The 13,689-nt window shown below is 32.9% G+C and carries 11 protein-coding genes, 1 tRNA gene and 1 other RNA gene; 3 read left to right on the top strand and 10 right to left on the bottom strand.

Annotated features, from left to right (window positions below; genetic code table 11):
- Nucleotides 1-50: 50 nt before the first annotated feature.
- Nucleotides 51-464 carry an NUDIX hydrolase gene (locus tag AOG55_RS04660; protein WP_048100785.1) on the bottom strand — a complete coding sequence of 138 codons (414 nt, stop codon included), beginning with the start codon at nucleotides 462-464 and terminating at the stop codon, nucleotides 51-53.
- 880 nt (nucleotides 465-1,344) lie between these two features.
- Between AOG55_RS04660 and AOG55_RS09305 the strand changes: the two genes are divergently transcribed.
- Complete coding sequence (locus tag AOG55_RS09305) at nucleotides 1,345-1,503, top strand: hypothetical protein (RefSeq protein ID WP_156150260.1); 159 nt, start codon at nucleotides 1,345-1,347, stop codon at nucleotides 1,501-1,503.
- 85 nt (nucleotides 1,504-1,588) lie between these two features.
- Complete coding sequence (locus tag AOG55_RS04655) at nucleotides 1,589-2,911, top strand: purine-cytosine permease family protein (RefSeq protein WP_052656646.1); 1,323 nt, start codon at nucleotides 1,589-1,591, stop codon at nucleotides 2,909-2,911.
- 26 nt (nucleotides 2,912-2,937) lie between these two features.
- Here AOG55_RS04655 and rnpB read toward each other — a convergent pair.
- The 8 genes from rnpB to AOG55_RS04620 form a co-directional block, all read right to left on the bottom strand.
- An RNA gene (gene rnpB, locus AOG55_RS04665) (RNase P RNA component) lies at nucleotides 2,938-3,230 on the bottom strand.
- Between the two features lie 99 nt (nucleotides 3,231-3,329).
- The gene (locus tag AOG55_RS04650; RefSeq protein WP_048100786.1) at nucleotides 3,330-4,643 is read right to left on the bottom strand and encodes an aldehyde dehydrogenase family protein; all 1,314 of its coding nucleotides are present in this window, start codon (nucleotides 4,641-4,643) and stop codon (nucleotides 3,330-3,332) included.
- 62 nt (nucleotides 4,644-4,705) lie between these two features.
- Nucleotides 4,706-6,439, bottom strand: a complete 1,734-nt coding sequence (locus AOG55_RS04645; RefSeq protein ID WP_054964295.1) for a thiamine pyrophosphate-binding protein — start codon at nucleotides 6,437-6,439, stop codon at nucleotides 4,706-4,708.
- Between the two features lie 155 nt (nucleotides 6,440-6,594).
- On the bottom strand, nucleotides 6,595-8,442 hold the full coding sequence (locus AOG55_RS04640; protein ID WP_054964178.1) for a thermopsin: 1,848 nt from the start codon (nucleotides 8,440-8,442) through the stop codon (nucleotides 6,595-6,597).
- Nucleotides 8,443-8,777: 335 nt separating this feature from the next.
- A complete protein-coding gene (gene bluB, locus AOG55_RS04635; protein ID WP_048101316.1) occupies nucleotides 8,778-9,443 on the bottom strand; it encodes a 5,6-dimethylbenzimidazole synthase in 666 nt (221 codons plus the stop codon).
- 81 nt (nucleotides 9,444-9,524) lie between these two features.
- A tRNA-Leu gene (locus AOG55_RS04630) sits at nucleotides 9,525-9,609 on the bottom strand.
- Nucleotides 9,610-9,675: 66 nt separating this feature from the next.
- Nucleotides 9,676-10,857 (bottom strand): MFS transporter, encoded by a 1,182-nt coding sequence (locus AOG55_RS04625; RefSeq protein ID WP_231563381.1) that lies wholly within the window; start codon nucleotides 10,855-10,857, stop codon nucleotides 9,676-9,678.
- Between the two features lie 36 nt (nucleotides 10,858-10,893).
- A complete protein-coding gene (locus AOG55_RS04620; RefSeq protein ID WP_048100791.1) occupies nucleotides 10,894-12,000 on the bottom strand; it encodes a mevalonate 3,5-bisphosphate decarboxylase in 1,107 nt (368 codons plus the stop codon).
- Nucleotides 12,001-12,083: 83 nt separating this feature from the next.
- On the opposite strand from AOG55_RS04620, the gene AOG55_RS04615 reads away from it, so the two are divergent.
- Entirely contained in the window at nucleotides 12,084-12,905 is an 822-nt protein-coding gene (locus AOG55_RS04615) for a DMT family transporter (RefSeq protein WP_048100792.1), read from the top strand.
- A 44-nt stretch (nucleotides 12,906-12,949) separates the two neighbouring features.
- Here the strand turns inward: AOG55_RS04615 and AOG55_RS04610 are convergent, their stop codons facing one another.
- Nucleotides 12,950-13,666, bottom strand: a complete 717-nt coding sequence (locus tag AOG55_RS04610) for a substrate-binding domain-containing protein (protein ID WP_048100793.1) — start codon at nucleotides 13,664-13,666, stop codon at nucleotides 12,950-12,952.
- Between the last annotated feature and the right edge of the window lie 23 nt (nucleotides 13,667-13,689).

Raw genomic sequence — 13,689 nt, 5'->3', positions numbered from 1 at the left:
TATTATTTATGAACATTAAAATTTGAGCTTAAATTAAAAAATTTAACAGTTTAATGCATATTTGAAAAATCCTTAAGAATTCTATAGGTAAGTCCAAATATTATATAAGACCCATACCTAAATGTGCCATCATATTCTTTAAGCTCTCTGAATCCAACCCAGAAAAATTTTGACACCTCGTTATCAATTTTAACATTTTTAGTTACACATTCGGCTAAAAAAGCGGCAACGGACAATGTTTTATTTAATGTAAAATAATTGCCCAGATATTTTGTTATTCTTATTTTTATTCCAACCTCCTCATAGGTTTCCCTTACTGCTGTATCGCAGCAGGTCTCACTTTTTTCCCTATGCCCTCCAGGTAAAGCCATCTGCCCTGACCAGGGGTCTCCCAGATCTGCCCTTTTTATTAACAGAAAATTATCATTATCAATTATTAACGCCACGGCGGCATCGCATTCCATTATAAATCAATTCTAATTAATATTAAAAATTATTGAAATGAACGTAGGTTTATCAAATTTATGTATAAAAATTAAAAAAGATCACTATAATACCTTCAAAGAAAATAAAGAACCCTAACACCGTAGAAAATTCAGAAAAAAAGTGGCAGGAATATCAAGTTAGATAGGTAATGTTGCGTATAAAGTATCGGATAAATTAATAAAAGAACATAATTTAATGGCATTTGAAGGCCTAAATATAAAAAATATGCTAAAATAACCTTAAACTTGCTAGGAGCATAGTACAATGATAACAAATCATAGAAGTCGGAACACTCTATTGCTTCAAATATTATAATATTTTATTATTAGATATTTGTGTGTATTTTTATATTGCCTTAATTTTATTTTTTATTTATCATTTGGATTTTTTAAATAGTATGTCATATGTGACACAATATTCATATAAAATTATGTCGTATGTGACATACTGATTTCCAATGAAGAATTTATCAGCATTCTATCATATTGCAATTTCCGGGATAAAAAGCCTTATACAGGTATTTTAAGGGAGTTTTATATTAACAAAATACTTAAAATATTAAACGAAATTAATATAGTAACGGAAAGTGGCCTGCGTAGATCCGGAAAATCATTCATATCACTGCAGGTTGCTTTATCATTTATTAATAAAGGTTATAATCCAGAGGATAAATTAATTATAAATTTTGATGATAAAAGTCTTGAAAACAATATCAAAAACTTTGACGATATATACAATGCATACAAAAAACTGATTAAAAAACAGATAACAACATAATAATAATTGATGAGGCACAGGAGGTGCCGGCTGGGAAAAATTTGTTAGAACACATTCAGAAAGAGTGATTTACCTAACGCCATGGCAATGAGGCCTCATGATTCATCGACCACGCTTGCCCTTACATACGGACTTATTTTTAATCTTTCAGGCAGGGGCATCAATCTCCACAGGCTTAAATTCCCCTGCTACATAGGTACATTTATAAGAGTTGAAGCCTTATATTTAGGTGCTATATAGGAATTATTTACTGGAAACATAGAATAACACAATATAAAAAAGTTTTAAAAAGGTTTATGAATAATTTAGAAATTAACCAAGGGAATTGAAAGAAAAATCCTCACATTACAACGAAATATACGATTATGGTGAGGTACCTGAGGATAAAAGGGTTGTAAAACCACGAGAACTATTTCCAATATGGTTTGCCTCAAATCTAACAATAGGGGATTTTGCGGTTGGATTTATACCAGTTATTATGGGTTTAAATATTTATTATACAATTATAACATTATTTGCTGGAACCTTTTTTGGTTCCATACTCCTTGGCATAATATCCATAACCGGCCCAAGAACCGGACTTCCACAGATGTCTGCAGGGAAGCGGGCCTTTGGCAAAAAATTTGGAAATTTTTTATCATCGCTTCAATGGCTAAACACAATTGGATGGACCACTGTTAATCTGGTACTAGCAGCCTTTGCATTTACACTTTTATTTCATGTATATTCCGTAATTTCCATCCTTATACTCACTGCTGCCATATTCCTTCTATCGTATGCCGGTCATCATGTTATAGCTGTATTTGAAAAAATTATGGGCATAGTGCTTGCATTTTTATTTATATTCATAATCCTTATATCATTTTCAAAATATAGCATGATATCATCATATGACCCATTAAATATAAATTATTCTGTGGCAATTGGAATAACCCTGGCCGCATCATTTTCAGATATAATATCATGGACGCCGTACGCCGGTGACTACTCAAGATACACACAGGATAAAAAGAGTGTTGTGCCCTATGTATTTTTTGGAAGTTTTTCTGCTGCATTTGTTTCTGAAATTGCCGGCATGCTGGTTGCCATTCTATCATTAAATCCCAATGGAAATCCCGCCATTGATATGCAAATTGTCCTGGGTAAATACAGTGTTTTTGGTCTTTTTGCCCTATTTTTGGGTGGAATAGCCGCAGATGCAATAAACCTTTATTCAAATTCATTATCCCTTAAGGTTATTGGTTTTAAATTTAAAAGATCAACAGTTGTTATAATTGGAAGTATTATTACATTTTTAACCGCCATAATAACCTACAGCAAATTTTATTTATTCTATGAGGATTTTCTTTTTATACTGGATTACTGGATAACGCCATGGATTGGTATTATAATAGCAGATTTCTTTATAATAAACAAAAATAAAAAATTTTCAATAATAAACGATTATAATAAAACGGGCATTACAAGTTATTTAATAGCATTAATGGTTTCAGCCCCTTTTATGAATCCGGGATTTTTGTACAGTGGAATAATATCCTCAATGTACCTTGGTGGTGTTGATATAAGTTATTACATATCATTCATTATTGCAATGTTACTTTATATTGGTTTGAGAGGGCACAATAATGCACTAAGCCAAACAGCCTAGTTATTTTATTATTGATAAAAGAGTGGAAATGCCCGGAGTAAGCCCCCTTCTGTTCACCTTTCGGCTGGCAGCATTCGACTATGCGTCTTACCTGAATCTCACGGCAGTGTTCACGGATTCAATTTAGACTTGCTCCCTGCTGGGAGGGTTCTCATCGGCACTCCTGCAAACGTCATTTCTACAAATCATCCTTAGGCAGGAACCGTATTATTTCTTGTCCCTTTACCTTTCCTCTCGGAAATCCAGTTTTCGCTGGAAGCAGTCTGCCGTGGAGGGGGGACTTTCCTCACCTTTCGGCGTGGGCTGCCCTCGGGCTTTTCCCTCTTTATAAATTACAATAACAAATTTAAACTTATCAATGTATAAAAAACATTTACATTTAACTTATAAAATATTTAAAAAATAGATTTAAAGTATCTTAATTTATCCAGACAGTTTTAATATTGGTAAATTCCAGAATACCATATCTTGATAATTCCCTTCCAATTCCACTTTTCTTTGTCCCACCGAATGGAAGCCTTGGGTCAGATGCCACGATCTTATTTATTGAAACCGTGCCTGCATCCATGTAAGGTACCATTTTTTCTGCCTCATTTTCATCCCCCCAAATGGATGAACCAAGACCGTATGGTGTATCATTGGCAAGCTTTATTGCCTCATCTATTGTTTTAAAGCTCTTTATCATGGCAACGGGGCCAAAAACCTCCTCGCCATAGTCTTTATTAAGTTTCACAATCATTGGTTTAATTAGATTCCCCTCATTTTTTCCAGTTTCAATGACCTCGCCATATGATTTAAGCTCGTTTACCTGTTTTAATATTATATTTTTCTGTGCCTCTGACGATAATGGTCCAACATAGGTATTTTCATCAAGCTGATCACCGGTTCTTACCTTTTCAAATTCATTAAGCATTCCCTCATAAAACTCATTATAAATATCGTCCTTTATTATGAATCTTTTTGAGGCTATGCAGCTCTGGCCGTTATTCTGAAGTCTGGCAAACACACTGTTTTTAATCGCATTCTCAAGATTTGATGAGTCTATGACTATGTAAGGATCTGACCCACCAAGCTCCATGACAAATTTTTTAATGTGCTTTGCAGCTTCGGATGCTATTTTTGATCCTGCAGCAGTTGAGCCTGTAAATGATACGCCGTCTGAGTACTGTATTGCCTGGTCTATGATTTCCCCTGTTGTAATAACTGATCTAAAAACATCCAGATTAAATAATTCCTCAATCTTCAATGATGTACCGCTAACTATTGAAGCATGCTTTAGTAATACCGAATTACCTGCAAGCAATGCCGGTATTGCAGCCCTGGCAACCTGCCACAGTGGAAAATTCCAGGGCATAATTATTAAAATGGTTCCGAGCGGGTCAAACCTTATATATGATTTTTTTGCCTCAGTTTTAACATACTCATTGGCAAGAAAATTTTTTGCATTTTCTATATAATAATCAAATAACCATAGTGTTTTTTTAACCTCTGCAATGCTCTGGCTTATTGGCTTTCCCATCTCAGATGACATAAGTTTTGCAAGGTCATTCATGTTTTTTTCAAAGTTACCCCTTGATTCTTTAATTTTATCTATTCTATAATCTATATTTTCCCTCCATTTCTTCTGATTATTATTAAGATTTGATATAATTTTCTTTATTTCATCAAGTTCCATTACCTTATATTTGCCAAGTACTTCATTATTATAAGGATTATATGTTGTGATTTCCATATTATAAAAATTATTTACATATATTTAGACTTTTTTAATGAACATTTTAAAATAAATGCATGTTATGGATTAAATTTATCCATAATTATGTCTATAACTGCAGGCTCACCCCTTCTTGCACCATTAATGGCATTTTTAAGTGCAGAATCAAACTCTTCGAGTGTTCTAACATCATATGATGAAATGCTAAATGCCTCAGCCATTTTTGAATAGCTGATTCTTGGTGAATCAAGGTCAATAAACTGATGATCATGTTTTTCAGCAACAATGCGCTCTATAGTATTTTCAAAATATGGCCATTCAACAGCCCATGAACCATTGTTTAATATTATATACACAACACCCAGATTATAATGCTTTACAGACCATAATGCAGATGTAAAATTGCCGAATATGGCATCCCCATCACCTGTTATACATATAACCGGTTTATAATTTCTTATGCCATTTAGATAATTCTCCTCATTTTTTGCCAGAAATGCGCCGTAGGCCATACCAACAGGCGATCCCAAATGGCCACTGGGATTGCTGAAGTAAGATCCTGGTTCCGGTAAATCCATCTGCAGATTTATTTTTGTGTTTAGCGATATACTTCCATTAATGAAGGTCATCCCATTTTCCCAGTTGCTGTTTATAATATGGCCTATTGAGCTTGCTGTGATCCTGCCTGATTTTATATCATTATTTGCCGATTCCTTTATTTCCTCCATTAATTTATTATGCTTATCCTCTATACGCGCCCTTCTTTCCTTAATTAAATTCATGTCACTGCCCTGTATTTTTGCATGCTTCATAATAACCTCAAGGGTCGGGCCAAGGTCACATATTATATCCATGGAATTAAAGAGGTTTGAAGAACCGTAATCGCCACCACTGTATATATCACGCCTTCTAACAAAATCTGTTGAAAAGTCTATAACATCAACATTTTCATTTAGCTTATTTCCGGGTAGTATTCCAAATTCAAATAAAAGTGCAAGATCATCATTTCCAAGCTCTGGTGGCTTCATTCTGGGTGAAAAGCCAAGGTGCAGCGGATGCCTTAGTGGAAAGCTCATGAAATACCTTCTCTCCCTCACCTTTATACCAAACATCTCTGCAAATTTTACCATGGTTTCAACATATTCAGGATTTCTTCCTGCATGTGAAATAAATATTTCCGGATGCTGTGCCTCAAGGATTTTATTTGATATTATAGCTATGGTTTTTTCGTCTGGAACCCTGTAATTGTAATAAAAATTCTTAATTCTGATTTTTATACCATTATAACGCCGCTGCATAAGGTCATGCCGCAATGTAATAAATGATATTCCCTTTGGTTCCAGCTGGGTAATAAATAAGGCCTTTGAAAGGTCCTCTTCAAGCATTTTTTCTGTCTGTGAATTGTTTGACCATTTTACCCACGGCTCAACAATTTGTAAATGCTTTGATGAGTAATGTGCAGTTGGGTCTTTAAGCAGATGGGTTCCGGCGATATCCCTTGATGAGAAAACAAGCATTGGGGCCATATTTATGTACGCAGAGTATAATGCCCCAATTGAATTCTGTGTTCCAACTATCCTATCCACAAGTGCTATTCCCGTCTTATTCTTTGCAAGGCTGTATCCCTCGGCTGAACTTACCGCTGTGAACTCATGGAGTGCCTGTATCCATTTAATATCCCCCTCCTTGGAGATGGCATCCTGTATCTCCGCCTCACCTGCTCCGGTGGTTCCAAAGATAAAATTGTGACCATATAATTTTAATGAGTGGACAAGCAATTCTGCAAGTGTTTTAATATCACTATTCTGGTGCATGCATATATAATTGTGAAAAACAATTTAAGTTTTTGTTATGGATTTAATAAAATATTAAATCTTTAATTAAATTGCATTTGTAATCAAATTAAAGTTAAAAATTATCATTTTTTAATGAATTTTAAAATCCTATACCTATATAAAAATAAACATGACTATCTTCTCTTTCTTTTTTTAAATATAATAAATATTGATGCTGCAACAATTATGCCTGCAACGAATAAATATAAATATTCTTGTAATTCATCAACCATGCCCTTATGATAATAAATATTGATTGTAACATTATTCCCAATTATCCTTATTATACCTGTAGGATTTGAGGAATAAAAACCATTAGTTTCTGGTATTTTATATTCATACGTACCATTCATTTCATCTAAGCTTATACTTTTTTCAGTTGTTTCATACTTTGTTCCATTGATTATTATTGTCCATTTTTGCCCCGGACCCAAACCATGTTCGATTATATTTATGTTAAAAAGCACAGGAATAAATGTAATATTAACAGTTTGATTATTTCCACTGACTTTTATGTTAATTGTATAATTTTCTGGTCTGTAATCTTTATTTGCTGATGAAATGTTAAGGGAATAATAGCCATTTTTTAGCATAATAATTATGCTATTTGATATATTCGAGGTGCTGTATGTATAATTTACGTACCATTTTGTACCTACGGGAAGACCGCTTTCATTTAAAATTATTTTATAAAAGGCCCCGGCAAATATATGTAGGTATTCACCAGATCTTAACTGATAAAATTCTGATTTAATAAACTGGCGATTCGATGAATAAACCGTTATATTATAATATCCCGGTGCCAGTGTCAGATTTGCATCACAGTTAAAAAATTGATGCATTGTGCCATTTATACTAATATATCCAGATTTAAGATTTGAACTTATATTAACAAGCGCAACATCCTTTAAATTATATATCTGCTTCAATTCATTATTGGATGATGAATTAATAACTGAGGCATAAATAAAACCATTATTAAATTTATATGTATCTGTTACATTGCATATCCCCTCCTGCGTGTCAGAACCATAATTAAAGGCATTTGTTATCATCTGGTAATTATGTCCATTCCAGTACTTTAGATACATTTCAATATTTGATTTTTCATCAACCGTTTTTGTTCCATTTCCAGGTCCACCGAGAACAAGTTCGGCATCGTAATAATTATCTGACGGGGTTAATTTATACCCATTAACCGTAAAAACAGGTTTTGCCGTGAGACCGGATACAAATTTAAATTCTGGTGAATCGTATGTTACCCAGCCATAACCATCATTATACATAAAAATCAACTCAGGTCTTCCATTTACCTCTGTTACATTAGTTATAAATTTAATAAAAAATGGTGTTTTTAGATTTTTATAATTGCCGGGTAGTGCTTCTGATGCAGAAGCTATATATGCATTCCCATAAATGCTTCCGTTTCCAGAAATTGTTGAATTTTTCATTACAGAATCCTGTGACGACATATTCCAAACATTATCTATAAATGCTATTTCATTATCTGATGTATTTATTACTGCAACATTCTGTGCCCAGTAAACGTAGGTTTTTTCACCAGATGAAAATCTCATAACTGTATTCAACTGTACAGACATGCCATATCTACCAAAAGGCAGTGTTGAATTTATGGAAGAGTTGTATGTGTGTATATAAGTAATATTTACAATACCCATAAATGAGGTTGTATTATATTCATAGGGAACGTTATTATAACCAATCCCATAATCTGCTATCCCCATCGGTGCAGGCTCTCTTGAATATGCATAATTTGTGCTTATCTGACTTTTTACATTTTTATCTGGCTCTGTTAGGATTCTGTTACCGCCAGAACCTGTATGGCTAGGATTTATTGATACCAAAATAAATATAATTATTAAAGCAATTGGAATTATTCTGGAGGTCACAACCACTAATATTATATTTTCATATAAGTTTGTTGCCATGGTGGGTTTAAGTCTCATGTAATTGTTATACATAAGTTAATATCTCCTCGCGGTAACCGGTAAGCATGTTCTGACAGTGGAAATTAACATAACATTGCGGTTCTGTTAATTCAACTAGGTTTTTCTTTTTTATATTTTATACATTAACATTCTGTGGCCATGAATCCTGTAGCATCTGCCCACATGCATGGGCAAGTGATTGGTAGTTTCCATGGGATTTTTGGATCCATGCCGTTTGGATCAGAAGGTTCATATATATCACCTCATGGGCATATATACAATTTATCTGGAAAATCCCATCATTCCAGACATCCAGTGTTAGTAGGGCTCGGTAATGAGAGGTATAGAAATATAATTATACAAAAAATTTATAATTTTGTATTTTTTATTAAATCACAAAAGCTTTTATCAGGGTTATTTCCCCATCTATCCATAAAAACGTATTCTGATAAATTATTCCGTTTTTCCCAGTTTTTTTCCTCAAGTTCAGGTATATCATGATCCTCTGTTAATTTTCCAAGTGTAAGATATGCTATTAATTTTATACTTTCTGGTATTTTTAGGACATCTTTAACATCCTCTGGGTCAAAAAAGCTGACCCATCCCATGCCTATATTCTCAGATCTTGCAGCAAGCCACATATTTTCTATTGCAAGAACAACACTGTATTCGGATGTTTCTCTTATTGTTGATCTACCTATTATATCCGGGCCCTTCCTGCTGAAATCGCATGTCACAGCGATATTAATATAAGATTCCAAAATACCTTCTATCTTTATCCTTTCAAATTTATTCTTTTTATTATAAGGCAATGAATTATAAAAATCAATTCTTTTTTTATCAACAATGGATTTTATTTTTTTTCTTATATCAATATCTTTTATTATAATAAAATTCCACGGCTGTGATAAACCAACTGACGGTGCATAATTCCCAGCCATTAATATTTTTGATATAATTTCGTCAGGTATTTTTTCATTGCTGAACCATGATCTTACGTCCCGCCTTTTTTTAATTGCAGTGTATACATCCATTTTGACCCTATAATAAATCATTTAATAAATGTTTAATATTAACTACATATTTAATAAAATTATAGGAATATATTATAAAAATGCAGAGGACGGGATTTGAACCCGCGAACCCCTTCGGAACCAGACCCTTAATCTGGCACCTTTGTCCAGACTCGGTAACCTCTGCGATTCCTATATAATTTCAAAATATATTAACTTTAACTTATCAGTATGTTTATACCATTTAAAATAATTAATGGGTATCCAGATATACCTCCCTGAATTTTGTCACATAATAGAGCATAAATATTGAAAATACTATTGAAATAATTAAAAGAACCATTACAGGTATATCCCTATTTATATTTATAATAAGCAGGCCTGCTATAACAGCCCCAAAAAATACTCCTGCATGCTGCATTGATGTGTAAAATCCAAGATTTCCACCATAACTGTCCCTTCTGGCCAGCCTTGTTATAAGTGTTGGAAAAACTGTCTCGCTTATTATATATCCTGAATAAAATAGCGTTACCGCAAGATAGTAATAATATATATTTTTAATAAATGGGTTCATAAAATATACTGGAATGCTTATAAGAAGCACAACAAGAGAAACTAATGAAAAGAAAACTGTTTTATTCTTATCTGCAGGTCTTGCTATTAAAAGCCCTATTATTCCTGCTATTATCACCGCTGGTATCAAAAACTTATAAAATCCCGAAACTGGAACATATTTTAATGAAAAATATGGTAGGTATAAATAAAATACAATCATATAAAAATAAATAAAAAAGCTGATAAATGATACAATCATTAATTTTTTATCTATTCCAGAATTTGCTGAGAACTCTTTTATTTTTTTTGATTCTTTTATCATAATTAAGGGAATAAATGAAATACCTCCTATAATTGCCGCTATTATAAAAATCCCTGAATAGTTTATGACTATTGAAAGCAAAGGACCTATAATGACGCCTATCATGAATGAGAAACCTATTGATATTCCTATAATTGCATCGGAAATATTTCTAGTTGTTGGGCTAACATTTTCATGTACAAGGGCTATACCGGCAGAGCTAACTGCACCGGCACCCTCTATAAGTCTGCCAATTATCAGACCGTATATATTTACCGGGTATGCAGAGATCAAATTTCCGGCTATGAATGTAATTATTCCAACCGCCATTATTTTTTTTCTTCCATATCTATCAGATAGTATTCCTAAAGGTGTCTGAAATATTGCCATGGTTATTCCATATGCTCCAAGTGCAAGTCCTATTAGAATGTATGAATTTGTAAATATAGACCCATATATTGAAAAAATGGGAAGCACCATGAATAAACCAAGAGTACGCATACCTATTGTCATGGATACAAGGGAGATGATTTTAATCTGTTCCCTTGAGAATAATCTCATCATAATTTCTGATGTCAATTTGGTTTATAACTGTTTTTTAAATAAATGTTGTATTTAATTAATTTTAATAAAATATTCATTTGCCTCCTTGGTAAAATCATTCATTTTCTGCTTGTATCCGTTAAAATTGTATGAACCATTAAGATAAGAATCATCAACGTTTTCTGTAAACTCCTTTATTAAAGAATGGTCAAAGGATAGGATCATTATTGATGGCCCCGTATCTGCTGTGAAGTAAAGCCCATCATTTTTCGCCTTAAACTTTAATATTTCATGCAAAAGCCTTATACTTTCGGGCGTTTGAATTACAAGCCCCCCTGAGAAGAGTACCGAATTTAATCTTAGCATATCATTTTCGGCAATTTTTAGCATGTCATTTACATCGAAATTGTTTAAAATAAGTTTTTTTATATTTATATATTTTTCATTTACCCATTTTTCATAAAATAATGAGTTTACTGCTATTTTATGTGCATTGTCCGTTGGTATATCACTATATTTAGGAAATATGCCATAATATAATTTTGTATTATTTTTGCCCAGATTAAATGCCGCGCAATCCTTTAACTCCATTTTTGGATATGAAAGCCATATGGATATGCCATTCTGTGCGGCCCTGGTACCAGACCCAGATACAAGGCGTGCATATCTTGAGACAAAAACATTATCCTCTGATGCGTCTGAACCAAAGACATTTGCTATTAAAGCCCTAGATGCTGAGGCTGCAACAGCTGACGATTCACTTAAACCCTTCGCATTTCCATAATTCCTATACCTTTTTATGTAAAAATCAAAGAAACCATTTATATTATATTCCCTTTTAAAATAATTAAGTGCGAATCTGGCCTTTTTATCATATTTTTCATTACTGACTCCATCAAGGACAACAGTATCTTTTGAACCAATTTTTCTGTACCTGCATGCTGTAAGGCAGAATGAAAAATCAGTATGCATTGAAATTGATGGGTTATATGCTATTCTATTATCAGAATCATAATAGCCTAAAAATTTTTCAAAGGCCTTTATTGGATATGCATTGGAAAAGGTTATATTGTTATCTTCTAAATCCGGATTATAATCCTCTGGAGTTTTATAATAGCCTGCATCATCAAGCATTTTTTTAATACTCTCCCCATCATTATGGATTTTATCTATGTCCATGGCTCTTAATGATATCTTTTATAATATACTTTTATTTGTTTACTTGGAAGAGTTTTTATATTATTTTTAATAAAGATAATGCCATGCAAAATTTCTCAGGAATAAAATTTCTTATCCCCCTTGTTGTTATCTGGGGATTTACATATCCATTTACAAAGGAGATATCTGTATATGTTTCTCCGCTAATTATTTCATGTTCCAGAATTGGGATATCTACCATATTTTTTCTTTTCATGGCAAGGGGTTATGTATTTGGAAAAAAAGAGATGATTGCCGGGCTTTTAAATATATTTGCATTTTTAACTTTATTAAATCTTGGAATATCAGAATCAAATAACCCCGGCCTTGCATCTGTTATGATATACACCCAGCCCATATTTGTCATAATATTTGAAATGCTTCTTGGCTACAGACCTGCCAGGCGTATAATTCTTGGAATCATCATTGCATTTGCCGGTGTGTCCCTTTCAATTACATCTGTAAAATTTGACATAGGAATAATAATAGCATTGATTGCTGCCATATTCTGGGCCGGTGGAACAGTTTTTTATTCAAGAAATTTAAAGAATGCCAATGTTTTGAAATTAAACGCGTTTATGGCCTTAATATCATTTCCATTTTCAATATCCATAACGCCATTTGATTTTTATTTTAAATTTTCCCTGAAGGTAATATTTTTTATTTTAATACTCGCCATACTTGCACAGGTTTTTGGATACTATTTATGGTTTAACACTGTTAAAACTCTTGGTTCTGTGAGGGCCAGTGCTGGTGTACTGCTTGTACCCGTCTTCGCATTTATTTTTACTTTTATCATGCTTGATGTAAAACCCGGAATCCTTCAAATAGGGGGGTCAACAATAACTTTAATAGGTGTCTTTACAGCCTTAAGGCCACCAAAATAATATAATCTTATGATATTAATCTATACAAATTTCCTTTTTATTGTTTATGACTTTTTATTAATACAACATTCATATTTGTCATAATAAATATTTAATTCCCCTGATTGTAAGGCCTCGTAAACTTGTTTTGAATTTTCATTTTCATTTAAAAGCGCAACGGAAAAAACTGTTTCTGTTTCTGGTATTTCAATGTATTTAAATTTCCAGTATAATGCCTCACTACGCCACAATATACCTGCGTTGATTTCATTTTTTAAAAGCAAGGACGGTATCTCCCTGTAGTGTGCCTTAGAAAAATAACTACTTTTCTTCAAATCACCAAAGTACCCGCACTTTTTCTCATAAATTTTTTTGAAAGCAATGCCAAGGGCACTGTAAACTGGATTGGGAATCCCAGATTTATAATTCTTAATATCACACAATTGAAGGTCATTAATATTTGTGGCTATAACAATGGAATCCTTATAAAAATCAAACAATTTCATATATTTTATGTGTTTTATCATATTTTTATTTAAAAAAACAATATCTGGAGTGAGGTTAATTCTCAGGCCCCCAATCCTCAGAAAATTTCCCATAGCCCTCTTTCTTACCATTACAGCCGGTAATGTTTCAATGTAAGTCTTTATATTTTTACGGTAAAAATAGCTTACAATATGATTTGCTATAAACCAGCCCTGACCAGGCATGGATATTTTCGTGCCGTCAATGTAACCTGTTAGATCTGAAATGACATCAAAAAACGGAACCGCAAAATTCATAATGGATTATAAAACATTAATAT

Origin of the sequence: Acidiplasma cupricumulans (genome assembly GCF_001402935.1) — an archaeon.
Lineage (GTDB): Archaea > Thermoplasmatota > Thermoplasmata > Thermoplasmatales > Thermoplasmataceae > Acidiplasma > Acidiplasma aeolicum.
The sequence above is the reverse complement of the archived record's forward strand: the minus strand, read 5'-3'. Positions and strand labels throughout refer to the sequence as shown.

What these genes read in the sequence shown, in the direction of transcription:
- AOG55_RS04640 (WP_054964178.1), bottom strand. Translation starts at nt 8,442, where the DNA reads ATGTATAACAATTACATGAGACTTAAACCCACCATGGCAACAAACTTA.
- AOG55_RS04620 (WP_048100791.1), bottom strand. Translation starts at nt 12,000, where the DNA reads ATGGACATAGATAAAATCCATAATGATGGGGAGAGTATTAAAAAAATG.
- AOG55_RS04650 (WP_048100786.1), bottom strand. Translation starts at nt 4,643, where the DNA reads ATGGAAATCACAACATATAATCCTTATAATAATGAAGTACTTGGCAAA.
- bluB (WP_048101316.1), bottom strand. Translation starts at nt 9,443, where the DNA reads ATGGATGTATACACTGCAATTAAAAAAAGGCGGGACGTAAGATCATGG.
- AOG55_RS04645 (WP_054964295.1), bottom strand. Translation starts at nt 6,439, where the DNA reads ATGCACCAGAATAGTGATATTAAAACACTTGCAGAATTGCTTGTCCAC.
- AOG55_RS04610 (WP_048100793.1), bottom strand. Translation starts at nt 13,666, where the DNA reads ATGAATTTTGCGGTTCCGTTTTTTGATGTCATTTCAGATCTAACAGGT.
- AOG55_RS04660 (WP_048100785.1), bottom strand. Translation starts at nt 464, where the DNA reads ATGGAATGCGATGCCGCCGTGGCGTTAATAATTGATAATGATAATTTT.
- AOG55_RS04615 (WP_048100792.1), top strand. Translation starts at nt 12,084, where the DNA reads ATGCAAAATTTCTCAGGAATAAAATTTCTTATCCCCCTTGTTGTTATC.
- AOG55_RS09305 (WP_156150260.1), top strand. Translation starts at nt 1,345, where the DNA reads ATGGCAATGAGGCCTCATGATTCATCGACCACGCTTGCCCTTACATAC.